We start from the raw sequence: 22,100 nt of genomic DNA on the forward strand, positions 1-22,100 counted from the left end.
CTTGCGAATCCGGAGTTGTCCATGGTCCCCCGTTATGCCCGCCCCGCGATGACTGCGATCTGGGAGCCGGAAGCGCGCTATCGCATCTGGTTCGAGATCGAAGCGCATGCGACACAGAAGCTGGCCGAGCTGGGCGTGGTCCCAATGAGCGGCGCAAAGGCGCTATGGGACTGGTGGGCGACCAACCCCGCGATCGACGTCGCGGCGATCGACGCCAAGGAAGCCGTGCTCAAGCATGACGTGATCGCCTTCCTCGACTGGGTGGCCGAACAGGTCGGCCCGGAAGCGCGCTTCATGCATCAGGGCATGACCAGCAGCGACGTGCTCGACACCACTCTGGCGGTGCAATTGGAGCGCGCGACCGACATCCTGCTTGCCGACATGGACGATCTGCTGGCCGCGATCCGGCGCCGCGCCGAAGAGCACAAATACACGCCCACTATCGGGCGAAGCCACGGCATCCATGCCGAACCGACCACTTTCGGCCTCAAGCTGGCGCAGGCCTATGCCGAATTCGACCGTTGCCGTGCGCGGCTGGTCGCTGCGCGGGCGGAGATAGCCACCTGCGCCATTTCGGGTGCGGTCGGCACCTTCGCCAATATCGATCCCGCGGTAGAAGAATATGTCGCCGCGCAGCTCGGGCTCGCAGTCGAGCCGGTCAGCACGCAGGTGATCCCGCGCGATCGCCACGCAATGTATTTCTCGACGCTGGCAGTGATCGCCAGCTCGATCGAGCGGCTTGCGGTCGAAATCCGCCACCTGCAACGCACCGAGGTGCTGGAGGCCGAGGAATATTTCTCGCCGGGGCAGAAGGGGTCGTCGGCCATGCCGCACAAGCGCAACCCGATCCTCACCGAGAATTTGACGGGCCAGGCCCGCATGATCCGCGCCTATGCGATGCCCGCGCTCGAAAACGTGGCGCTGTGGCATGAACGCGATATCTCGCACTCTTCGGTCGAGCGCTTCATCGGGCCCGACGCAACGATCACGCTCGACTTCGCGCTCGCCCGGCTCACCGGCGTGGTCGACAAGCTGCTGGTCTATCCCGAGCGGATGCAGAAGAACCTCGATCGGATGGGCGGCCTCGTCCATTCGCAGCGTGTGCTGCTGGCGCTGACCCAGGCAGGGATCACCCGCGACAATGCCTATCGCCTGGTCCAGCGCAACGCCATGAAGGTGTGGGAATCGGATGGTGCACTGTCGCTGCTCGACCTGCTCAAGGCCGATGAGGAAGTCGCCGCCGGGCTTTCTCCCGAAGAGCTGGAAGAGAAGTTCGACCTCGCTTACCACTTCAAGCAGGTCGATACGATTTTCGCGCGGGTCTTTGGCTAGACTCGCCCGCCAAATGCCTTAGTCTCGGACCCGGGCGTAACCAACCGAGGGGAAAAGAACATGCAGATCCTGCGCACGGTCATCTGGGTACTGATCCTGTTCGGATTGCTGGTGTTTTCCTTCTTCAACTGGGACCCGGTTGAAGTGATCCTATGGGACAATCTGGTGCTCGAAACCAAGGTTCCGGTGCTGGTGATTGTCGCTTTCCTGCTCGGCCTCTTGCCCATGTGGCTCTACCACCGCGGCGCCAAGTGGAACCTCAACCGGCGGATCACCTCGCTTGAAAATGCCGTTCGCTCGAACGCATTGAGCGGCCGGCACCAGCCCACGGCATCGCCAAGCCCTGTGGCAGGCGACAGCCTTTCACCATCTTCTGACGAGCAACCATGACAAACCCCGTTTACCTCGCGCTCGATGTACCGAAGATCGACGCAGCCAAGGCGCTGCTGAACAAGGTCAAATCGCATATCGGCGGGGTCAAGCTGGGGCTCGAATTCTTTTGCGCGCACGGCCATGCCGGGGTCCATGAGATCGCACATATGGGCCTGCCGATCTTCCTCGACCTGAAGCTGCATGACATCCCCAACACCGTGGCGGGCGCCATGCAGGCGATCCATGTGCTAGAACCGGCCATCGTGACGATCCATGCCAGCGGCGGGCGCGCCATGATGGAAGACGCCAAGGCCGCCGCGGCCGACGGATGCAAGGTCGTGGCCGTTACCATGCTCACCAGCCTTGACGAGCGAGACATGGCGCGCACCGGCATCGGCGGCAGCGCGCATGACCAGGTGATGCGCCTTGCCGAGCTCGCGCATGACGCGGGGCTCGACGGAATCGTGTGCTCGGGCCATGAAGTGAAGGCAGTCCACAAGCAGTGGAAGGACGGCTTCTTCGTGGTTCCCGGCCTGCGCCCCGGCGGCAAGGCAACTGGCGACCAGAAGCGCGTCGTCACCCCGCGCCAGGCACGTGACGACGGCGCCAGCGTGCTGGTTATCGGCCGACCGATCAGCCGCGCAGACGATCCGCTCACTGCTGCCCGCGCGATCGAGGCGACGCTCTAGTTCAGCCATGAGTGTCCAGATCAAGATTTGCGGGCTGTCGACGCCCGAGACGGTGGATGCCGCTATCGCTGCGGGCGCCACGCATTTCGGCCTCGTCCATTACGAACCGAGCCCGCGCCATGTTTCGCTCGAACAGGCTGCTGCTTTGCGCGCGCATGCCGCTGGTCGCGCCAAGGCAGTGCTGCTGCTGGTCAATGCGGATCCGCAGCTGACCGCGCGGGCGATCGGAACGGTCAGGCCGGATATCGTCCAGTTCCACGGCGGCGAAACACCGGAATGGTGCGCGCTTGTCCGCGAGAAGGCCCGGATCAAGGTATGGAAGGCGCTCGGCATGCGGGACGTCGGAACGCTGGAACACAGCGCCGACTTTATCGGCAAGGTTGACCGCTTGCTGTTCGATTCGCCCGCGAAGGCGCTGCCCGGCGGTACGGGCGAAACCTTTGCCTGGGGCCTGCTGCATGGGCACAGGCACGTGATCGACTGGGGCCTTGCTGGCGGACTTAGCCCTGCCAATGTCGCCGAAGCGATCAGGCAGACCGGCGCTCCGCTGGTCGATACCTCATCGGGCGTCGAAAGCGCTCCCGGCATCAAAGATGCGGGCTTGATTCGCGCCTTCTGCGAAGCGGCCACCAGCGCCTGAATCGAAAAGGGCGGCCCGACCGGACCGCCCTTCCCTTTTTTGTCTTACGAAGCGATCAGAAGGTCACGCCAAGGCCGACTGCGGCGGTGTTCAGGTCAACGAAGTCGCTGAAGAAGTGCCGGTATTCGGCCTTCAGGTAGACCTTGTCATTGATCTTGTGCTGGTAGCCGCCGCCAAGGTGAGGCACGTCTTCGCCTTCACCGAAGCTGTAGCCGGCGGTCGCGAAAAGCTTGCCGCTCTGGCCGATCTTCGCGCCCAGGCGTGCGGTGGTGCCGAAATAGACGTTCGCACCATCGGTCAGGATCTTGTCGGCCGAACCTTCGACGCCGAAGAAAACGCTGCCGGTTTCGCTGTCGCCAAGGTCGAAATCATAACCTGCCGCGATGCCGGCCACTGCTTCTTCATGGCCCTGCGCCCAGGCGATGCCGCCGCGAGCTTCGACGCGTGCTTCGTTGGCCGAGGCGGGAGCGGCAAAAGCGAGAGAGGTGGCGACCGCCGCAGCGGCGAAAATGGTCTTGTTCATTATTGTCATTCCTCAGTGGTCGCGGATGTCATTATCCGTCGATCCGAGGCCGCGTTTGGGCACGCCCGCCTGAACAGACAATTTGCCGTCGACTAATGATGTATTCATGTCGCGTAACATCGTTGCGCGTCGACCAACAGCATATGCAAGCCGCTAGACAACCAATCGCCCCTCTGCCAATCGCTTGCCGCGATGAACCAGCCCAATTCTTTCCGCACAATGCCTGACGAGCGCGGGCACTTTGGCCAATTCGGCGGGCGCTATGTCGCCGAAACGCTGATGCCGCTGATCCTCGACCTCGAGCGCGAGTACCGCAAGGCGCAGCAGGATCCGGCGTTCCAGGCCGAGTTCGACGATTTGCTCGAACATTATATCGGCCGCCCCAGCCCGCTCTATTTCGCCCCGCGGCTCACCGAAGAGCTTGGCGGAGCGCAGGTCTGGTTCAAGCGCGACGAGCTCAATCACACCGGCGCGCACAAGATCAACAATTGCGTGGGCCAGATCCTGCTCGCGATGCGCATGGGCAAGACGCGCATCATCGCCGAGACCGGCGCGGGCCAGCACGGGGTCGCCACCGCGACCGTCTGCGCGCGCTTCGGCCTGCCTTGCGTGATCTACATGGGCGCGACCGACGTGGCGCGGCAGGCGCCCAATGTGTTCCGCATGAAGCTGCTCGGCGCGGAGGTTGTGCCCGTCACCGCCGGTGCGGCAACGCTCAAGGACGCAATGAACGAGGCCCTGCGCGACTGGGTCGCGAATGTGCATGACACCTTCTACATCATCGGCACCGCTGCCGGGCCGCACCCCTATCCGGAGCTGGTCCGCAATTTCCAAAGCGTGATCGGCAAGGAAGCGCGCGCGCAAATGCTCAGCCGGACGGGGCGCCTGCCTGACCTGCTGGTGGCAGCAATCGGCGGCGGATCGAATGCGCTCGGCCTGTTCCACCCCTTCCTCGACGATCCCGATGTGAAGATGCTGGGCGTGGAGGCGGCGGGCTATGGCCTCGATGGCGACCAGCATGCGGCCAGCTTGCTCGGCGGCTCACCCGGCATTCTTCACGGCAACAAGACCTACCTGCTACAGGACGAGGACGGCCAGATCACCGAAGGCCATTCGATCAGCGCGGGGCTCGACTATCCCGGCATCGGGCCCGAACATGCCTGGCTGAAGGAAAGCGGCCGCGTCGAATATACCGCCGTGACCGACGACGAAGCGCTCGACGCCTTCCAGCTCCTGTGCCGCACCGAGGGCATCATCCCTGCGCTCGAACCGAGCCACGCCATCGCGGCGGTGGCGAAGCGCGCGACGGAAATGCCCAAGGATTCGATCATCCTCGCCAACCTCTGCGGGCGCGGCGACAAGGACATCTTCACCGTGGCGGAGAAGCTGGGAGTGGAGATGTGACGAAAGAGCGCGCCAGAAAACGAAAGCGCGAGCGGCTTTTGAGCGACCATAAAGGGGCAAGAACTCCGAGCTGGGGCCCGGCAGTGCTTACCTTCGGTTTTATGATTGTTTTCATGGGAATTTGGCGGCTCATCCAAAAGGGTGAGGATTTCGCCTGGACTGATGCACTGTTTGTTGCCTCGTTCGCTATAGTGATGGCGTTGCTTGTCTACTTTCGACCGCGGTTGTTTCAATGACCCGCCTCTCCTCCGCTTTCACTAAAGTCCACCCAGCTCTCGTCTGCTTCATCACCGCGGGCGATGGCGACACGGCGGCCAATCTCGATGCGCTGGTCGCGGGCGGCGCTGACGTGATCGAGCTGGGCATGCCCTTCACCGACCCAATGGCAGACGGCCCCGCGATCCAGGAGGCGAATCTGCGCTCTCTGGGAGCGGGCACAAAGACTGCCGACGTGCTCCTGATCGCCAGTGATTTCCGTGCACGGCATCCCGATGTTCCGCTGGTGCTGATGGGCTATGCCAACCCCATGGTGCGTCGCGGGCCGGAATGGTTCGCCAGCTCCGCCAGCAAGGCTGGCGTCGACGGCGTAATCTGTGTCGATATCCCGCCGGAGGAAGATGCCGAGCTGGGCCCCTACCTGCGCGGCGCAGGGATCGCGCCAATCCGCCTTGCCACTCCCACCACCGATGCCGCGCGGCTTCCCGCCGTGCTCGAAGGATCGGGCGGCTTTCTCTATTACGTCTCGGTCGCCGGGATCACCGGCAAGCAGCAGGCTGCGATCGAATCGATCGAAGCCAATGTCGCCCGCATCAAGCAATCGACCAACCTGCCCGTCGCAGTCGGCTTCGGCGTGCGCACGCCCGAACAGGCAGGTGCGATCGCCAGGGTAGCGGACGGCGTTGTGGTCGGCTCGGCCCTGGTCGAACTGGTCGGCGAATATGGCAATGCGGCCCCGGCCAAGCTAAGGGAGCTGACTTCGGCTCTCGCCCAGGCGGTTCGCTCCGCTCGCTAGGAAGACAGAAATGAACTGGTTCACACGCGTCCGCAAATCCTTCGGCTTCGGCGATAAGCGCACGACCGAGAAGGACCTCTGGGTCAAATGCCCATCGTGCTCCGAAATGCTGTTCCAGCAGGAATACCAGGAGAATTTGTCGGTCTGCCCGCGCTGCGACCACCACGGCCGCATTGGCGCCGACGAGCGGCTGGCGCTGCTGCTTGACGCAGGATTCGAGATGCTTGCCCAGCCACAGGTCGAGGAAGACCCGCTCAAGTTCAAGGATAGCAAGAAATATACCGACCGGCTAAAGCAGGCGCGCGCCAAGAGCCCGCATGCAGACGCTTTCAGCGTCGGCTCGGGCACGATTGACGGGCGTGCAGCCGTGGTCGGCGTGCAGGATTTCGGCTTCATGGGCGGTTCGATGGGCATGGCGGTCGGCGCTGCCTTCGTGGAAGGCGCGCAAAAGGCGCTCGAACGCAAGGCCGCTTACATCGTCGTGACCGCGGCTGGCGGCGCACGCATGCAGGAAGGCATCCTCAGTCTGATGCAGATGCCGAAGGCGACTGTGATGACGCGCCGCCTGAAGGAAGCGGGCCTGCCCTATATCGTGGTGCTGACCGACCCGACCACCGGCGGCGTCACTGCCAGCTATGCCATGCTGGGCGACGTCCACATCGCCGAACCGGGCGCACTGATCGGCTTTGCCGGCCAGCGCGTGATCCAGGACACGATCCGCGAAAAGCTGCCCGAAGGGTTCCAGCGCGCCGAATATCTGCACGAGCATGGCATGGTCGACATGGTGGTGCACCGCGCCAACCTGAAGGAAACGCTGGCGACGCTGCTCGGATACCTCCAGCCGCGCAAGGCGGCGTAAGCAGGCATCATGCGCGACTTCGGGCGCTCGGACGACCCGCGCGTCCAGGCGCAACTCGACCGGCTTGGCCAGCTCAGCGTGCCCCAAGGGCGGCTGGGACTGGACACGATCACAGCCTTGCTGGCTCGCCTCGGCGATCCGCATCTGCGCCTGCCGCCGGTGTTCCATGTGGCCGGGACCAACGGCAAAGGCTCGACCTGCGCCTTCCTGCGCGCGATGCTGGAGGCCGAGGGCTACAAAGTTCACGTCACCACCAGCCCGCATCTGGTGCGCTACAATGAGCGCATCCGGCTTGCAGGCGAGCTGATTTCGGACGAGGCGCTTGCGGATCTGCTGGCCGAAGTGCTGGACGCAGGCGACGGCCTCAAGCCCAGCTTTTTCGAAGTGACCATTGCCGCGGCATTTCTGGCCTTCAGCCGCACACCTGCTGACGCCTGCGTGGTTGAAGTTGGCATGGGCGGCAGGTTCGATGCGACCAATGTGCTGACGCCTGACGTGCTCGCCGCCTGCGGAATCGCGGCGCTTGGGCTCGACCACGAACGCTTCCTGCTCGCGCCTGAGGAAGGTGTGCCGACCAAGCCGATGGAGCGCATCGCGTTCGAGAAGGGGGGGATTGCGAAGCGGGGCGTGCCGCTGGTGTCGCAGTACTTCAACTATGACCAACCATGCATCACCGGAGCCATCGAAAATGTCGCCGAGAAAGTAGGTGCACCATTTTTCACATTGGGCGGCATACGTGGGTGGTTTTGCGGTCAGGCAAACGGCAAACTCGCATACTATGACTGGCAAAGCGAAGATGGCCGACGCGTGGATTTTGCGCTGCCGATGCCAAGCATGCCGGGCCGGCATCAGATCGAAAATGCGGGCCTTGCAATCGCCATGTTACGCCACCAGCGCAAGATCAAAGTATCGATGGATGCCGTCGCGCGAGGTCTCGAAGAAGCGAAATGGCCTGCACGCCTGCAACGCCTGTCCGATGGCCCGCTGACCGAAGGCCGCGAAGTGTGGCTCGACGGCGGGCACAATCCCAGCGCAGGTGAAGCCCTTGCCCGCCATTTTGCTGGCAAGAACGTCCATCTCGTCATCGGCATGATCGAAGGCAAGGACCCGGCTGGCTTTATGGCGGTGCTTGGCGAGATACCCTTGAGCATCATTGCCGTGCCCGTGCCAGCACATGAGTGGTGCCCTGCTGACGCGTTCGGACCGCGTGCAATCGCGGCGCCCGATGTCCCTGCTGCTCTCGCCGCTCTACCTGACGACGGTTTGCCGGTGCTGATCGCCGGTTCGCTCTATCTCGCAGGCGAAGTGCTGCGGCTCAACAACGAATTGCCCGACTAGGCGCTATTCCGCGGTCGCGATTGCAGGATCCGGCGTCACCACGCCCGACGACTTGCCAGCGCGCCGCTCGCGCCACCACTCGCACAACACCAGCACCACTGCGCCCAGCCCGATGACGGTCGTCAGCACGAAGACGTCGAAGAAGCCCTGCTTCTCGATCATTTCACCCAGCGCGCCGCGCCCCAGCGTGCCAACCAGCAAGGTAAGCGACGAGAGCAACGCATATTGCACCGCGCTGAATTGCTTCGACACGATCGAACTCATCCATGCGATATAGGCCGCACCGGCGATGCCGATGGCGAGATTCTCGAAGCCGATGGTGATAGTCAGCTTAGCCAGCTTGGCGCTGCCGATTGCGGGGATCTGCTCGATCAGCCAGGTGAACCCGACCGCATCACTAAAAGCCTGCATATTGTGACCGCCCACCGCCAGATCGGCATAAAGCAGGTTCGTGAGCGCAGCGAGCAAGCCGCCGATCACCAGCGTGAGCATCCGGCCCAGCGCCGTCAGCATCCATCCGCCCAGCGCCAACCCAAGAATGATCGCGCCGACGCCGAAGAATTTGGACGCAAAGGCGACTTCGTCATTCGTGTACTGCAATTCGCCAAGGTAGAATGGATAGGCGAACGTGCCCCAGATTGCGTCGCAGATCCGGTAAGTCAGCACCACCGCCAGGATCAGCACCAGCGACCAGCCCATACGCCCGACAAATTCGACCAGCGGCAGCACCAGCGCGCGATAGAGGTAGTCGAGCGCAAAGGCCCCACCCGCAGCGGGCGCGGCATCTTCCGCCAGCAAATTGCGCCCCTGCTTCTTCTGCGAAGCAAGCCAGCCCGCGATCAGCGCAGGCAGGATGATCGTGGCCACGATGATCCACGGGCCGAAATTGAGCGTGAACTCGGTTGGATTGGGCCGGTCCTCAGGCGCGTTGGCCAGCGACATGACCATGAAGGTCAGCACCACGCCGATCGCGCCGGCCCACAGCAGCCCCACGACCGCCAGCGCACGGTTGCGCACATGCGGAACCAGCTCGCCCGCCCGGCGCATCTCGCGTACCTGCGCATCGCTGGCCGCGCTGGTCTGCGTATGGTCGCCCTCCGCATTGGGAGCGAAAAGGCCGAAGGCGCCGGTGGCGAGCAGGATCGCCCCCATCATCATGTAGGTTTCGGGCCAGCCGATACGCGCGGCGATGACCAGGCCCAGCGCACCCCCGACCAGCGAGGAGAAGCGGTATCCCATCTGGTAAATGGTCGAGAGGATATCGAGTGTCGCTTCCTCGTCCGCCACGTCGATGCGCCAGGCGTTGATCGCGATGTCCTGCGTCGCGCTGGCGAAGGCGCCAATCCCCGCCAGCAGCGAGAACATGCCAAGTTCCGACTTGGGATCGAGCAGGCTCAGGGTCACGAGGATCGTACCGAGCAGCACCTGCATCGGCACGATCCATTGCTTGCGCTTGCCAAGCTTGCGCAGCAGCGGGAGGTCGACCTTGTCGATCAGCGGCGACCACAGGAACTGGAAAGCATAGGCGAGCCCGATGAGCGAGAAGATGCCCATCGTCTCCAGCTCGACTTCGGCCTCGGTCAGCCATGCGAACAGCGTGCCCAGGAACAATGCGAATGGCAGGCCGCTGGCGAATCCGAAGATCAGCATGAAGCCCGTCTTGCGGTTGGTCAGCGCCAATCCGAGCGTCCGCCACGACGATTTCTTCTTTGCCGCAGCAGTTTGAGCCATTCCGTAGCGTCCTTCCTAAGATCGCAAATTTCTGCGACACTAGCCGCCGGATGAGGAGATAGGAACGCCCCGATGACCGCGGTCGACACGAAATCACCACCTTTGCGCCCCACGGCAGGCCAACTGGCCCTGGCCCGCGCGATCGAGCGCGGCGAACAGCGCAGCGAAAGCGGGATCACTCGCATACCCGCCAGCCTCTACACCGATCCCGAACACTTCGCGCGCGAGAAGGCGGCGCTGTTCGACCGGATGCCGCAGGTGCTGTGCCCCTCGGCGGTATTGCCTGAGCCCGGCATGGCGCTGCCGCATGACGCCACCGGGCGCCCGCTGCTCATCACCCGCGATGCCGACGGCAAGGCACACGTCTTCCTCAACGTCTGCAAGCATCGCGGCACGCGACTGGTCGAAGGTCAGGACGTGCAATGCGCCAAACGGCTCGTCTGCCCCTATCATGCGTGGACCTACAAGCTCGACGGCAAGCTGCTCGCCCTGCCTCGCCCCGAGACCTTCCCCGGGATGGACAAGGCCGACTATGGTCTGGTTGAGCTGCCCAGTTGCGAAGCGGGCGGGCTGATCTGGTTCGCACCGGTGGAAGGCGCCGACTTCACTCACGCGCGCCAGCTGGGCGAGGATTTCGACGCCTTCGCGATGCGCGACCTGCACCTGTTCCGCCGCAAGACCCATTCGGTGAAGGGCAATTGGAAGCTGATCATGGACGCTTTCCTTGAAAGTTACCACGTCACCAGGCTCCACGCGAAGACGATCGGGCCATTCTTCAAGGACGGAGTGACCAGCGGCGACCAGATCGGCCCGCACCAGCGCGCGGCGGTGGGCAGGCTCGAGGAAATGGAGGGTGTCGACCTCAACGACATGGCCGCGCTCAGGCGCGTCGTGACTTTCGCCTACCAGTTGCTGCCCGCCACGATCATCATACCCAGCCCCGATTACGTCAATGTGATGGTGCTGATGCCGCAATCGGTCGACCATACGCTGGTCGAAGACTTCATGCTGATCCCCGAACCGCCAGCGACCGAGAAGGCTCGCGACCATTGGGAACGCAGCTGGGCGCTTCTCGACGGCGGGGTCTTCGCGAGCGAAGATTTCCGCGCCGCAGAATTGGGCCAGCAGGGCCTCTCGACCGGCGCTGTCGAGCATTTGACGCTCGGAACGCTGGAGGGCGGCATCCATCGCTTCGACCGGATCGTCGAAGAAGCGTTGCGCGGGGTCAATTGAACGCCTACTCGGCAGGGCATGAGGTCCGAACCGCGCCCTGAGGGCGAACGCATTGCCAAGCTGCTCGCACGCGCGGGGATTGCCAGCCGGCGCGAAGTTGAACGCATGATCGCTGATCGCCGCATCGCGATCGGCGGGCTGATTGTCGAGACTCCCGCCACGATCCTGAAGGATCTCACCGGCGTGACGGTCGACGGCAAGCCGGTCGCCAAGCCTGAACCCACGCGGCTTTACGCTTTCAACAAGCCGACCGGGCTGATCACCGCCGAAAGCGACCCCAAGGGTCGCCCCACGATTTACACGGCGCTGCGCAATGCGCTTCCCAAGAAGACGCCGCGGCTGATGCCAATCGGGCGGCTCGACCTCAATACCGAGGGCCTGTTGCTGCTGACCAATGACGGCGAGCTCAAGCGCCAGATGGAGCTACCTTCCAGCGGCATCCCGCGCACCTATCGCGCGCGGACCTTCGGCGACATCACGCAGGAGCAGCTCGAAGATTTGATCGACGGGATCACCATCGACGGAATCCATTACGGCAGTATCGACGCCAATCTGGAACGGCGAACGGGGCGCAACCAGTGGATCGAAGTGACCATTACCGAAGGCAAGAACCGCGAGGTTCGGCGCGTGCTCGAACATCTCGGCCTGCAAGTCAGCCGCCTGATCCGCACAGCCTATGGTCCGTTCGAGCTCGATGATTTGCCGCGCGGCATGGCGCGCGAGATCCGCACCGACGAGTTGGGCCGCTTCCGCAGCTGGCTCAAGCGCGCAGGTGGCAAGAATTGAGGATCATCGCGGGCGATTGGCGCGGGCGTAAGCTGGCCGCGCCCAAGGGCGATGCCACGCGCCCGACGGGTGACCGCACGCGCGAAACGCTGTTCAGCATGCTCACCAGCCGCCTTGGCACTTTCGAGGGGCTCAAGGTGGCGGACCTTTTCGCCGGCTCGGGCGCATTGGGGCTCGAAGCACTGTCGCGCGGCGCGGCGTATTGCCTCTTCGTCGAACAGGACAAGGCCGCAATCGATGCCATCCGCGCCAATATCCAGGCGCTCGGCGCGCGCGAACGCAGCGCAGTTCAGCACGGCTCGGTCCTGTCGCTCGGCCCTGCCAAGGAACCCTACGACCTGATCCTGCTCGACCCGCCCTATGACACGGGCGCCGGGGCCGTGGCGCTCGACCGGATGCTGCGGCTCGGCTGGATCGGCCCGGCAACTTGGATCGCGGTCGAGACCGGCGCGAAGGAATCGGTCGAAGTCAAAGGCATGTCGCTCGATGCCGAGCGCAAGGTCGGCAAGGCAAAGCTTTCCCTGTTGACCCTGCTCGCCTGAGGCTTGCGGCAGAGGGAATCGTTCCCTATCCGTTCACCAAGCCCATGTCCGATCAGAACCCCCTTCCCGCCTCCACTGGCGATGCTTCCGTCCCGCCCTATACCGCGCGGCTGAACCCGCCGCAGCGCGAAGCTGTGCTGACCACCGAAGGGCCGGTGCTGATGCTGGCGGGTGCAGGTACCGGCAAGACGGCGGCGCTTACCGCGCGGCTGGCGCATCTTGTGGCGACCGGGCGTGCATGGCCCAGCCAGATTCTCTGCGTGACCTTCACCAACCGCGCCGCGCGCGAAATGCGCGAGCGGGTCGCCGGGCATCTGGGCGATGTGGCCGAAGGCATGCAGTGGCTCGGCACTTTCCATTCGATCTGCGCCAAGATGCTGCGCCGCCATGCCGAGCTGGTGGGGCTGCAGCAGAATTACACGATCATCGACACTGACGACCAGTTGCGCCTGCTCAAGCAGCTGATCACGGAGAACGACCTCGACGAGAAGCGCTGTCCCGCACGCCAACTCGCCGGGCTGATCGATCGCTGGAAGAACCGCGGGCTCAACCCGGAAGATCTCGATGCGGCCGAGAACGAATCCTATGCCAATGGCCGCGGCCAGCAATTCTACCGGCTCTACCAGGAGCGGCTGAAGGCATTGAACGCCTGCGACTTCGGCGACCTGATGCTGCACATGCTCAACATCTTCCGGCGCCATCGCGAGGTGCTGGAGGATTACCAGCGCCGCTTCAAATACATCCTGGTCGACGAATATCAGGACACCAACGCCGTGCAGTACCTTTGGCTGAGGTTGCTGGCTCAGGCGCACAAGAACATCTGCGTGGTGGGCGATGACGACCAGTCGATCTATTCGTGGCGCGGGGCGGAAGTCGCCAACATCCTCAAGTTCGAGAAGGATTTCCCCGGCGCGAAAGTGGTGAAGCTGGAGCAGAACTATCGCTCCACCCCGCACATCCTTGGCGCAGCATCGGGGCTGATCCGCGCAAATAGCGAGCGGCACGAGAAAACGCTGTGGACCGAAGTGAACCACGGCGAGAAGCTCCGGGTGATCGGCGTGTGGGACGGGCCGGAGGAAGCGCGCCGGGTGGGCGAGGAGATCGAGCGGCTCGAACGCGAAGGCGCCCGGTTGGACCAGGTCGCCATACTGGTGCGCGCGCAATACCAGACGCGCGAGTTCGAAGACCGCTTCATCCAGATCGGTCTTGGCTACCGCATCGTCGGCGGCTTCCGTTTCTACGAACGCGCCGAAATCCGCGATGCGCTCGCCTATCTGCGGGTGATCGCCCAGCCGCAGGACGATCTGGCCTTCGAACGCATCTACAACCAGCCCAAGCGAGGGCTCGGCGCGAAGACGCTCGAAAAGATGCACCAGCACGCGCGGCGCACCGGCATGCCGCTGGCCGCTGCATCGCTGCAGCTGGCAGACAGCGACGAATTGCCCGCGCGCGCCGCTGCCACGATCGGCGCGCTGCTGCGCCAGTTCCTCCACTGGCGCGAGCAGGCCGAGCAGGTAACTCCGGCTGACCTGTTGCGCATGATGCTCGACGAAACCGGCTACAGCGAGATGCTCCAGAAAGAGCGCACCGCCGAGGCTGCCGGGCGGCTCGAAAACCTGTCCGAACTCGCGCGCGCGATGGAGGAATACGAAACGCTGGGCGATTTCCTCGAGCATGTTTCGCTGGTGATGGACAATGACGCGGCCGACGATGGCGAGAAGGTCACCATCATGACCATGCATGCCGCCAAGGGGCTCGAATTCGACCATGTCTTCCTGCCCGGCTGGGAAGAAGGCGTGTTCCCCTCTCAGCGCGCGCTCGACGAAGGCGGGCTCGCCAGCCTCGAGGAAGAGCGCCGCCTGGCCTATGTCGCGATCACGCGCGCGCGGCGGCGCTGCACGATCCTACACGCGGCCAATCGCCGCATCTACGGCCAATGGACCAGCAGCATTCCCAGCCGCTTCATCGAGGAACTGCCGGCCGAACATATCGACCAGCACACCACGCTGACCGGCGGCGCTTCGCTGTGGCGCGCCAACTGGACCGAGAGCGAGGACCCCTTCGCGCATGTCAGCCGCGACCGGCCCGAGCGATCCTCGCATCGCGGCCCGGGCTGGCAGCGCGCGCTTTCGACCGGATACGAGACCAAGCAAGTGCGGGTCCGCGAGAACACGAGGAGCGCGGCCAGCTTCGCCGCCAAGCCGCGCAGCGACATCGCCATCGGCGCGCGCGTGTTCCATGAGAAATTCGGCTATGGCACGGTGACGGACCAGGAAGGCAACAAGCTGGAGATCGAGTTCGAGCATTCGGGCACGAAGCGGGTGATCGACAGCTTCGTGAGCCTGGCGGACTGACTGGGGCAAGCTTCAGGTCGCGATTCAGGCCTCGTCATTACCGCGCGCCGGGTCCCCGGCCCATGCGACACATGCGACACTGTCTTAAAGAAGAAAACTCCCGGCTCGTCATTGCGAGCGTAGCCAATCAATCCATACAAACGCTAGCCAAGGTGGTTTGCCACGTCGGCTGCGCCTCCTCGTAATGACGATACGAACGATGGAGCGTTGGGGTGATGCGACGATGGCAAAGAGCTCCATGCCCTTGCCAGAACGCAGCCATGTAGGAAAATCGGAATGGCTAGAATGACCCCAGCGCTCGTCATTCCCGCGAACGCGGGAATCCACGAAGGGTAAGCGACGGTAGGCTTATGGATTCCCGCGTTCGCGGGAATGACGATGGGAGAGGTTTCTCACAGATGTCCGCTAACGACCCAATTGCGGACATTGTTCGACGACGGTTTTCCACCTAGATTGAAACCCATGTCGCAATCGACCGCTTCACTGAAAATGCTAGCCTTCGGCATCATTGCCATCTCAGCAGTGTTTTCCGGCGACGCTTCATTGCCCATTCGCCTTATTTGGTGGACCATTGCTGGTTACTGCGGGGTGCGATACATTTTGATTGCTGGGAAGCGCCGAACATGCGGACACGGTATGGTATCGCAGTCTGGACCATTCTGGTATCCATGGATCATCGATCCTTGTCCTAAATGTGGCGCGGCAAGTTTCGGCAAGTAACGCGAGGCTGCAAGGTTCGGCGTCCGCTTTCCACCCAAAAGTAGACAAATTGCCAGCCGCCACGCAGGCACCCTGGCACCCGCACGTTCGGCTCATCGGTAATCCTGGAGGCGCTTGGGATCGGCGCGCGCACCAGCCCCTAACCAGGCCGGCTGGCAGCGCGGCTCAGCCTACCCCGATTTCGAGGAAGCCCGGCTTCGGGCCGTTCCATTCGCCTGCGGGGATCGGCTCGTCGTCCTCGTCACGCTGGCGACGCGGGCGCTCCGCGCGTTCGGGTTTCGCTTCCCTTTCGCGGCGCGGCTTCCTGGGGCGCTCTTCGCGCGGTGCCTCGTCACGACGGCGCGACTGCCGTTCTGGCTTCTCTTCCGGTTGCGGTTCGGGCTTCGCTTCTTCGGCAGGCTTTTCGACCAGTTCGACCCGCACGTCCTTCTTCCCGAACACCGGAACCTCGGCCTTGGTCAGCTTCTCGATATTGGCGATCGCTTCGGCATCGTCCTCGCCCACCAGAGTGAAGGCGCGGCCCTTGGCCCCGGCGCGGCCGGTGCGGCCGATGCGGTGGACATAATCGTCCGGATGCCACGGCGTGTCGAAGTTGAAGACGTGGCTCACGCCCTTGATGTCGAGCCCGCGTGCGGCAACGTCGGATGCCACCAGGATGTTGATCTCGCCCTTCTTGAACCGGTCGAGTTCCTTGAGGCGCGAATTCTGGTCCATGTCGCCATGGATTTCGCCGCTGGCGAAGCCGTGCCGCCGCAAGCTCTGGTTGAGCTCGCGCACGGTCGTCTTGCGATTGGCGAAGATGATCGCGGTCTCGACCAGATCGTGCTGCAGCAGCCAGCGCAGCGTTTCGCGCTTCTGACGATTCCTGGTGGGGACCTTGAAAGCGGTGATATTCTCGTTGGTGCTCGCCGCGCGGGTCACCTCGATCCGTTTGGGATTGCTGAGGAACTTCTTTGCCAGCTTCTCGATCGGCGGCGGCATGGTGGCGCTGAACAGCAGCGTCTGGCGCGTTTCGGGCAGCTTCGAGCAGATGAATTCGATGTCGGGGATGAAGCCCATGTCGAGCATGCGGTCGGCTTCGTCGATCACCAGCAATTCGCAGCCGTTGAGCAGGATCTTGCCGCGTTCGAACAGGTCCATCAGCCGCCCGGGGGTAGCGATCAAAACGTCGACCCCTTCGTCGAGCGCCTTCACCTGGTCGCCCATCTGCACGCCGCCGATCAGCAGCGCCATCTTGAGGTCGTGGTTCTTGCCGTATTTCTCGAAATTCTCGGCCACCTGCGCCGCGAGTTCGCGCGTCGGCTCAAGGATGAGCGAGCGCGGCATCAGCGCGCGGCGGCGGCCGTTGGCCAGCACGTCGATCATCGGCAGCACAAAGCTTGCGGTTTTCCCCGTGCCGGTCTGCGCGATGCCGATGAGGTCTTTCATCATCAGCACGGCAGGAATCGCCTCCGCCTGGATCGGCGTAGGCTCGCTATAGCCCGCGGTTTCGACCGCTTTGAGCAATTCGGGGGACAGGCCGAGATCGGCGAAGGTCATGCGTGGTTCGGTTTCCGGGTAAGGGGCGCTTGGATGCGCCGAAAATTGTGCAACCGCGAAGAAACTCCACGGCCAACGCCGCGCCAATTGCCGAAAACCCTCTCAAAGTCAAGAAAACGCCGCCTGCGCGCACGCGTGGCGCGCCTGTGCGATCACTCTTGCGATCACTCGTAAACCGGCACCAGTTCGCGCAGCCGGTTGAGCTCGCAATTCGCCCCTGCCCGCGACTGCAGCTTGTCACGGTCGATGCAGAGCTTCCCGTCGCGGTTCCGCTCGAGGTAGAAGCCCGAGTAGAAGTCCTTCGACCGGCAGGATTTTTCAAGCCGCGCGCTCACCATCCGATGGTCTCGCATGAACAGCACCAGCCGGTCTCCGCTGCCCGTCTGCACACCGGCGATCTCGTCGATCGACACGCATTTGCCGATCTTGCGCTCTTCATAGCGTGTGGGGCGCTGCACCTGGGCGAATTCGGCCATCAAATTCTGCCGCTCGGCTGCGCTGCGTGGCGCGATCCTGACCGTGACCCGGCGCTCGATCCGGACCTGGTAGGAAATCTGCGGCGGAAGCGGCGCGGATGCATCGAGCAATTCGCGAAAGGTGCTGCCCGGCGCTTGCGGCGCGTCAGGCACGCCCGCTGGGAGCGCTCCAAGCGGCAGCAAAAGCGCAAAGGGCGCAAGATAGGCAAATATGCTGGGCATGTCGTTTCGAACGTGCCGACATTGCCGGCAAACTTCCCTGACCCCTTTTGTCACCTCGTCATGCCGCTCTAGCATGGCGGCTTGAACGGAGGCTTAATCCGTTTTGGCGGCAGCACAAGCGCTGGCCATGGCCCACGGCTCTGTGGCATAGGCGCGCCATGTCAACGCTTTCCGACTTTGCACACCGCGCTACAGAACTGCTTGGACCTCGCGGGTTTACCTGCGATCCCGACCTGCTCGAACCGTGGCTGACCGACTGGCGCGGGCGCTATCACGGGCAGGCGCTGGGCCTTGCATCGCCCGCGACGCGCGAGGAAGTGGCCGCTTTCGTGAAGCTTTGTTCCGAATTCGACGTGCCGATCGTCCCGCAAGGCGGGAACAGCGGCATGTCGGGCGGCGCCACGCCCGACGAGAGCGGGAAATCGGTGCTGCTGTCGCTGCGGCGCATGGACCATATCCGCAGCCTCAACCCCGCTTCGCGCCAAGCGGTGTGCGAAGCCGGAGTGATCCTGCAGACGCTGCACGAAGCGGCGGACAAGCACGGCCTGCGCTTTCCGCTGACGCTCGGCGGCAAGGGTTCCGCGACCATCGGCGGCCTCATTTCCACCAATGCCGGGGGCACGCAGGTGCTGCGCCACGGGACTATGCGCGCGCAGGTGCTGGGTATCGAGGCAGTGCTGGCCGACGGACAGATTTTCGACGGGCTGACCGCGCTGAAGAAGGACAATCGCGGATTCGACCTCAAGCAATTGCTGATCGGGTCCGAAGGCACGCTGGGGATCGTGACCGCGGCCAATTTGCGCCTGCTGCCCGCGATCGGCGATCGCATGGTCGCATGGTGCGGCGTTGCTTCGATCGGCGATGCGCGGAAGCTGCTGCTGCATTTCGAGCAGGCGCTGCCCGACGAGCTCGAAGGCTTCGAAGTGGTCCCTGCGCATTGCCTCGACGCGGTGCTGGCGCATCTGCCCGGCGCGCGCGCTCCGCTGGCCGAACGCTATCCCTGGCATGCGCTGGTCGAACTCGCGACAACGCCCGCCGAAGCCGCCGCGCTGCGAGACAAGGCCGAAGCAGCGCTGGCCGAAGCGATGGAAGCGGGCATATTGCTCGACGCGACTATCGCCACCAATGAGACGCAGGCCGACCAGTTCTGGCTGCTGCGCGATTCGATCGCTCCGGCCGAACGCGCGATCGGGCCCGCGATGCAGCACGATATCTCGGTGCCGGTCGAACGCATGCCCGATTTCATCGAAGCGGCGATCCCCGATGTCGAGGAACGCTTCCCCGGAGTTACCGGCGTCGCCTTCGGCCATCTGGGCGATGGCAATGTCCACTTCCACGTGCTCGCGCCAAGCGGCGCAACGCGCGGCGAATGGGAAGAAAGCCAGGGCAAGGCCGTCAGCCGCCATGTGCACGATCTCGTCGCGGAATGGGGCGGCTCGCTCAGCGCGGAGCACGGTATCGGCCAGATGAAGCGCGACGAATTGGGCCGACTGGGCGACCCGGTGGCGCTGTCGCTGATGCGCAGCGTGAAGCAGGCGCTCGACCCCAAAGGGCTGCTCAACCCGGGCAAACTCGTCCCGCTTGCCTAGCAAGCCGCTAGCGCCTAAAGCGCCTTCGTCCGGCCCGCTGGCTGTCCAGCGCGGCCGTTTTTTGAGTTTATAGCCACCTATTTCGGAGAGTTTCCATGGCAAGCGCGCCGCAGCCCCGTCTGCCCCTGTTTTTCAACGATTTGATGCCGCTCAACAGCCGCGATCACAAGAACTGGAAGAGCACCCAGTTCACCAATCTCGACTTCCTCGGCAAGACCCACGCCGTCCCGGTGACCGTGGACGAATTCGTCGACGCGCAGCGCCACTTCCCGATCGTGTTTAGCTCGGGCGACAACCCCGTCCCGCTGGCGCTGATGGGCCTCAACGAAGGCGTGAACAGCTTCGTCGATGACGCAGGCATGGTCACCGAAAACGTCTACATGCCGGCCTATGTCCGCCGCTATCCATTCATGCTTGCGCGGCTCAACCCCGACAGCGACGAACTGTCGCTCTGCTTCGATCCGAGCGCGGGCGTGATCGGCGATTTCCCAGAGGGCAACGCTCTCTTCGAAGGCGAAGGCGAACCCAGCGAGTTCACCAAGGGGGTGCTCGATTTCTGCCAGAAGTTCGAGGAATCGGGTGCACGCACCAAGGCGTTCATGGACGAAGTGGTCGAGCTCGACCTGTTGATGGAAGGCGAAATCGCCATCACCATGCAGGACAACCCCGACAAGCCCTTCATCTATCGCGGCTTCAAGATGATCGACGAGACCAAGCTGCGCGAATTGCCGATTGAATCGGTCGAAGGGCTGCACCGGAGCGGCATGATGATGCTGCTGCACGCGCACCTGTTCTCGATGAATTTGATGCGCGTGATTTTCGGGCGCCAGTCGCAGCAGGGCAAGGTCCCGGCCCAGCAGGCGGACGCCTGAGCAGACAGGTCGGCGAACCCCGAAATTCGCCGCGAAAGGCAGGGGGCTTGAAACAGCCCCCGCCAACCACTAGATTTTCAGTATTCGGGCACGGTTTCCCTCATAGCCTGCCCGGATGTTACGTCCCTCCGGGGGCGTATCCTCCCTGAACCTTGGCCACCTCGTGCGTTACGTACGAGGTGGTTTTTTATGGTCCGGGCGTTACTCGGCGGCCTGCCTGAACGATGCCTCGCCCGCCATCCGCGCAACCGCGGCACCCATTTCGCGAACGAATCCGGCGACCAGCCGCGCGAGCGGCAGCATTCGCGCCGTGGGCTCCGCCAATTGCGCATCGAGATAGATCGAACGGCAAACTTCGAGCTGAACCGCATGCAGCCCATTCGCAGGCGCGCCATGCGTATCGAGCACGAAACCCCCGGCATAGGGTCGATTGTGAGCGACCACCCTGCCCTTTGTCTCCAGATATCGATAACCCTGGCTCACCAATCCCGCATCGCATGATGTGCCGAACCGGTCACCCAACACGAAATGCGGTGGCTCGGGCTGGCCGGGCGAACGGCGCAAGGGCGGCATCGAATGCATGTCTATCAGCAGGGCCGCGCCCCATTCGTCGCGAATCCGCGCCAGTTCGCGCGCGGTCGCGGCATGATAGGGCCGATGGATTCCCTCGATCCGCTGTTCCAGATCCTCGCGACCGATCTGGCCCCGCCAGATCTCTCCGAAGCCAGCCAGGCGGCGCGGGATCAGGCCCAGCCCGCTGCGCGCGCGGCGGTTGGCCTGCGAATGCCGAACCGGATGCGGTCGCTGGCCTATGATCATGTCCCAGTCGATATCGTCGCGCGCTCGGTTGAGGTCGAGCATGGCACGCGGCGCATGGGCAACGATAAGGGAGGCACCGGTTTGCCGCGCCACTTCCTGCGCGACCAAGTCGATCATCCGGTCTTCCAGCCTGAGGCAGGCGTAGTCCGCGTCGCGCATCTCGGCCAACAGCGCAGAGGGATACTCGCGCCCCGCATGCGGCACGGTGATCAGGACCGGTATCGGTGAAGATGCAGGCGACAGCAGGGTAAACGCCGGTCGCTGGTCGAGCCCCGCGATGAAACCGCCGCTCTCTTCCCGCATATCCGCTGATTCGTGCCCCTCTGGCGCCATGGTTCCAGTGCTGCCCTTTCGCGCCGCGCCTGTCAAAGCGATCCCGCCTGAAAGGAATGCTCCGCACACTGTCTCAATTCCGGGCACCCCCGCCGACGAGTAAGATTTCTTAAGCGGTGATCGGTATGACGCCTGCATGACTGTTGCATCCACCTTGCGGATTCTCCTTGCCGAGGATGAGGAAGCCATGCGTGTCTATCTGGAACGCGCCCTCACCAATGCCGGCTATGAAGTGGTCGCGGTCGATCGCGGTACCGCAGCTGTGCCACTGCTGGATGAACAGCATTTCGACCTGCTGCTGTCCGACATCGTCATGCCGGAAATGGACGGGATCGAACTGGCGCAGCGTTGTGCCGAGGTTTCTCCTCGCACCAAAGTGATGTTCATCACCGGCTTTGCGGCGGTTTCGCTCAAGGCCAGCCGCGAACAACCGCACGCCCGCGTGCTGTCCAAACCCTTCCATTTGCGCGACCTCGTGCTCGAGGTGGAGCGCATGTTCGAAGAGCAACGCGAAGCTTCGCTCTGAATTTGGCCCGAATCGCTTGATTGGCGGCAAGGCTCAAGCTAAAGGGCCGCCTCCGCCGCCCACAAAGCGGCGTTTCGATGGTGCGGGCGTATAGCTCAGTGGTAGAGCACTATGTTGACATCGTAGGGGTCGGAAGTTCAATCCTTCCTACGCCCACCATCGGACTTTCCTTAACTTTCAGACATTCGG

Annotated in this window: 21 protein-coding genes and 1 tRNA gene; 17 read left to right on the forward strand and 5 right to left on the reverse strand. The window is 63.5% G+C overall.

Annotation, left to right across the window (positions count from 1 at the left end; translation table 11 throughout):
- Positions 1–21: 21 nt before the first annotated feature.
- Genes purB through ACUJ47_RS04700 form a run of 4 tightly spaced genes read left to right on the forward strand, consistent with a single transcriptional unit; the run spans position 22 to position 3,033 of the window.
- A complete protein-coding gene (gene purB, locus ACUJ47_RS04685) occupies positions 22–1,332 on the forward strand; it encodes an adenylosuccinate lyase (protein ID WP_445538860.1) in 1,311 nt (436 codons plus the stop codon).
- A gap of 60 nt (positions 1,333–1,392) precedes the next feature.
- Positions 1,393–1,722 (forward strand): DUF1049 domain-containing protein, encoded by a 330-nt coding sequence (locus ACUJ47_RS04690; RefSeq protein ID WP_445537278.1) that lies wholly within the window; start codon positions 1,393–1,395, stop codon positions 1,720–1,722.
- A complete protein-coding gene (gene pyrF, locus ACUJ47_RS04695) occupies positions 1,719–2,393 on the forward strand; it encodes an orotidine-5'-phosphate decarboxylase (RefSeq protein ID WP_445537279.1) in 675 nt (224 codons plus the stop codon). Before ACUJ47_RS04690 ends, pyrF begins: the two co-directional genes overlap by 4 nt.
- A gap of 7 nt (positions 2,394–2,400) precedes the next feature.
- The gene (locus tag ACUJ47_RS04700) at positions 2,401–3,033 is read left to right on the forward strand and encodes a phosphoribosylanthranilate isomerase (RefSeq protein ID WP_445537280.1); all 633 of its coding nucleotides are present in this window, start codon (positions 2,401–2,403) and stop codon (positions 3,031–3,033) included.
- 55 nt (positions 3,034–3,088) lie between these two features.
- Here ACUJ47_RS04700 and ACUJ47_RS04705 read toward each other — a convergent pair whose 3' ends face one another.
- Positions 3,089–3,556: an outer membrane protein gene (locus tag ACUJ47_RS04705; RefSeq protein WP_445537281.1), complete on the reverse strand. Its 468-nt coding sequence runs from the start codon at positions 3,554–3,556 to the stop codon at positions 3,089–3,091.
- 192 nt (positions 3,557–3,748) lie between these two features.
- Between ACUJ47_RS04705 and trpB the strand changes: the two genes are divergently transcribed.
- From trpB to ACUJ47_RS04730, 5 genes are read left to right on the forward strand one after another with little or no spacing between them, the layout of a single operon-like run.
- A complete protein-coding gene (gene trpB / locus ACUJ47_RS04710; RefSeq protein WP_445537282.1) occupies positions 3,749–4,960 on the forward strand; it encodes a tryptophan synthase subunit beta in 1,212 nt (403 codons plus the stop codon).
- Positions 4,957–5,196 carry a hypothetical protein gene (locus tag ACUJ47_RS04715; protein WP_445537283.1) on the forward strand — a complete coding sequence of 80 codons (240 nt, stop codon included), beginning with the start codon at positions 4,957–4,959 and terminating at the stop codon, positions 5,194–5,196. The genes trpB and ACUJ47_RS04715 overlap by 4 nt, the downstream gene beginning before the upstream one ends.
- Complete coding sequence (gene trpA / locus ACUJ47_RS04720) at positions 5,193–5,972, forward strand: tryptophan synthase subunit alpha (RefSeq protein ID WP_445537284.1); 780 nt, start codon at positions 5,193–5,195, stop codon at positions 5,970–5,972. The genes ACUJ47_RS04715 and trpA overlap by 4 nt, the downstream gene beginning before the upstream one ends.
- A 10-nt stretch (positions 5,973–5,982) precedes the next feature.
- Complete coding sequence (gene accD / locus ACUJ47_RS04725) at positions 5,983–6,831, forward strand: acetyl-CoA carboxylase, carboxyltransferase subunit beta (protein ID WP_354143285.1); 849 nt, start codon at positions 5,983–5,985, stop codon at positions 6,829–6,831.
- A 9-nt stretch (positions 6,832–6,840) separates the two neighbouring features.
- Positions 6,841–8,169 (forward strand): bifunctional folylpolyglutamate synthase/dihydrofolate synthase, encoded by a 1,329-nt coding sequence (locus ACUJ47_RS04730; protein ID WP_445537285.1) that lies wholly within the window; start codon positions 6,841–6,843, stop codon positions 8,167–8,169.
- Positions 8,170–8,172: 3 nt separating this feature from the next.
- On the opposite strand, the gene ACUJ47_RS04735 is transcribed toward ACUJ47_RS04730, so the two are convergent.
- Positions 8,173–9,900: an AmpG family muropeptide MFS transporter gene (locus ACUJ47_RS04735; RefSeq protein WP_445537286.1), complete on the reverse strand. Its 1,728-nt coding sequence runs from the start codon at positions 9,898–9,900 to the stop codon at positions 8,173–8,175.
- A gap of 72 nt (positions 9,901–9,972) precedes the next feature.
- On the opposite strand from ACUJ47_RS04735, the gene ACUJ47_RS04740 reads away from it, so the two are divergent.
- Genes ACUJ47_RS04740 through ACUJ47_RS04755 form a run of 4 tightly spaced genes read left to right on the forward strand, consistent with a single transcriptional unit; the run spans position 9,973 to position 14,815 of the window.
- Positions 9,973–11,133, forward strand: a complete 1,161-nt coding sequence (locus tag ACUJ47_RS04740; RefSeq protein WP_445537287.1) for an aromatic ring-hydroxylating oxygenase subunit alpha — start codon at positions 9,973–9,975, stop codon at positions 11,131–11,133.
- Between the two features lie 18 nt (positions 11,134–11,151).
- Positions 11,152–11,919, forward strand: a complete 768-nt coding sequence (locus ACUJ47_RS04745) for a pseudouridine synthase (protein ID WP_445537288.1) — start codon at positions 11,152–11,154, stop codon at positions 11,917–11,919.
- A complete protein-coding gene (gene rsmD / locus ACUJ47_RS04750) occupies positions 11,916–12,461 on the forward strand; it encodes a 16S rRNA (guanine(966)-N(2))-methyltransferase RsmD (protein ID WP_445537289.1) in 546 nt (181 codons plus the stop codon). The genes ACUJ47_RS04745 and rsmD overlap by 4 nt, the downstream gene beginning before the upstream one ends.
- Positions 12,462–12,505: 44 nt before the next feature.
- Complete coding sequence (locus tag ACUJ47_RS04755; protein ID WP_445537290.1) at positions 12,506–14,815, forward strand: ATP-dependent helicase; 2,310 nt, start codon at positions 12,506–12,508, stop codon at positions 14,813–14,815.
- 885 nt (positions 14,816–15,700) lie between these two features.
- On the opposite strand, the gene ACUJ47_RS04760 is transcribed toward ACUJ47_RS04755, so the two are convergent.
- Together ACUJ47_RS04760 and ACUJ47_RS04765 are read right to left on the reverse strand one after the other, a co-directional pair.
- The gene (locus ACUJ47_RS04760) at positions 15,701–17,074 is read right to left on the reverse strand and encodes a DEAD/DEAH box helicase (protein WP_445537291.1); all 1,374 of its coding nucleotides are present in this window, start codon (positions 17,072–17,074) and stop codon (positions 15,701–15,703) included.
- 164 nt (positions 17,075–17,238) lie between these two features.
- A complete protein-coding gene (locus ACUJ47_RS04765) occupies positions 17,239–17,772 on the reverse strand; it encodes a hypothetical protein (RefSeq protein ID WP_445537292.1) in 534 nt (177 codons plus the stop codon).
- A 158-nt stretch (positions 17,773–17,930) separates the two neighbouring features.
- Between ACUJ47_RS04765 and ACUJ47_RS04770 the strand changes: the two genes are divergently transcribed.
- Complete coding sequence (locus ACUJ47_RS04770) at positions 17,931–19,361, forward strand: FAD-binding oxidoreductase (protein ID WP_445537293.1); 1,431 nt, start codon at positions 17,931–17,933, stop codon at positions 19,359–19,361.
- 95 nt (positions 19,362–19,456) lie between these two features.
- A complete protein-coding gene (locus tag ACUJ47_RS04775; protein WP_445537294.1) occupies positions 19,457–20,233 on the forward strand; it encodes a SapC family protein in 777 nt (258 codons plus the stop codon).
- A gap of 201 nt (positions 20,234–20,434) precedes the next feature.
- Here the strand turns inward: ACUJ47_RS04775 and ACUJ47_RS04780 are convergent, their stop codons facing one another.
- Positions 20,435–21,385: an N-formylglutamate amidohydrolase gene (locus ACUJ47_RS04780; RefSeq protein WP_445537295.1), complete on the reverse strand. Its 951-nt coding sequence runs from the start codon at positions 21,383–21,385 to the stop codon at positions 20,435–20,437.
- Positions 21,386–21,521: 136 nt separating this feature from the next.
- On the opposite strand from ACUJ47_RS04780, the gene cpdR reads away from it, so the two are divergent.
- Both cpdR and ACUJ47_RS04790 read left to right on the forward strand, forming a co-directional pair.
- Positions 21,522–21,911, forward strand: a complete 390-nt coding sequence (cpdR, locus tag ACUJ47_RS04785) for a cell cycle two-component system response regulator CpdR (protein ID WP_445537296.1) — start codon at positions 21,522–21,524, stop codon at positions 21,909–21,911.
- Between the two features lie 84 nt (positions 21,912–21,995).
- A tRNA-Val gene (locus ACUJ47_RS04790) sits at positions 21,996–22,070 on the forward strand.
- Positions 22,071–22,100 lie beyond the last annotated feature (30 nt).

The organism is Altererythrobacter sp. Z27 (assembly GCF_052683155.1).

Bases quoted from the DNA above. Each gene is read 5' to 3' on its own strand.
- ACUJ47_RS04690 (WP_445537278.1), top strand. From the start codon at position 1,393: ATGCAGATCCTGCGCACGGTCATCTGGGTACTGATCCTGTTCGGATTG.
- ACUJ47_RS04765 (WP_445537292.1), bottom strand. From the start codon at position 17,772: ATGCCCAGCATATTTGCCTATCTTGCGCCCTTTGCGCTTTTGCTGCCG.
- ACUJ47_RS04770 (WP_445537293.1), top strand. From the start codon at position 17,931: ATGTCAACGCTTTCCGACTTTGCACACCGCGCTACAGAACTGCTTGGA.
- ACUJ47_RS04735 (WP_445537286.1), bottom strand. From the start codon at position 9,900: ATGGCTCAAACTGCTGCGGCAAAGAAGAAATCGTCGTGGCGGACGCTC.
- ACUJ47_RS04730 (WP_445537285.1), top strand. From the start codon at position 6,841: ATGCGCGACTTCGGGCGCTCGGACGACCCGCGCGTCCAGGCGCAACTC.
- ACUJ47_RS04700 (WP_445537280.1), top strand. From the start codon at position 2,401: ATGAGTGTCCAGATCAAGATTTGCGGGCTGTCGACGCCCGAGACGGTG.
- ACUJ47_RS04755 (WP_445537290.1), top strand. From the start codon at position 12,506: ATGTCCGATCAGAACCCCCTTCCCGCCTCCACTGGCGATGCTTCCGTC.
- cpdR (WP_445537296.1), top strand. From the start codon at position 21,522: ATGACTGTTGCATCCACCTTGCGGATTCTCCTTGCCGAGGATGAGGAA.
- pyrF (WP_445537279.1), top strand. From the start codon at position 1,719: ATGACAAACCCCGTTTACCTCGCGCTCGATGTACCGAAGATCGACGCA.
- trpA (WP_445537284.1), top strand. From the start codon at position 5,193: ATGACCCGCCTCTCCTCCGCTTTCACTAAAGTCCACCCAGCTCTCGTC.
- purB (WP_445538860.1), top strand. From the start codon at position 22: ATGGTCCCCCGTTATGCCCGCCCCGCGATGACTGCGATCTGGGAGCCG.
- ACUJ47_RS04740 (WP_445537287.1), top strand. From the start codon at position 9,973: ATGACCGCGGTCGACACGAAATCACCACCTTTGCGCCCCACGGCAGGC.
- ACUJ47_RS04780 (WP_445537295.1), bottom strand. From the start codon at position 21,385: ATGGCGCCAGAGGGGCACGAATCAGCGGATATGCGGGAAGAGAGCGGC.
- ACUJ47_RS04745 (WP_445537288.1), top strand. From the start codon at position 11,152: ATGAGGTCCGAACCGCGCCCTGAGGGCGAACGCATTGCCAAGCTGCTC.
- accD (WP_354143285.1), top strand. From the start codon at position 5,983: ATGAACTGGTTCACACGCGTCCGCAAATCCTTCGGCTTCGGCGATAAG.
- ACUJ47_RS04775 (WP_445537294.1), top strand. From the start codon at position 19,457: ATGGCAAGCGCGCCGCAGCCCCGTCTGCCCCTGTTTTTCAACGATTTG.
- ACUJ47_RS04705 (WP_445537281.1), bottom strand. From the start codon at position 3,556: ATGAACAAGACCATTTTCGCCGCTGCGGCGGTCGCCACCTCTCTCGCT.
- trpB (WP_445537282.1), top strand. From the start codon at position 3,749: ATGAACCAGCCCAATTCTTTCCGCACAATGCCTGACGAGCGCGGGCAC.
- ACUJ47_RS04760 (WP_445537291.1), bottom strand. From the start codon at position 17,074: ATGACCTTCGCCGATCTCGGCCTGTCCCCCGAATTGCTCAAAGCGGTC.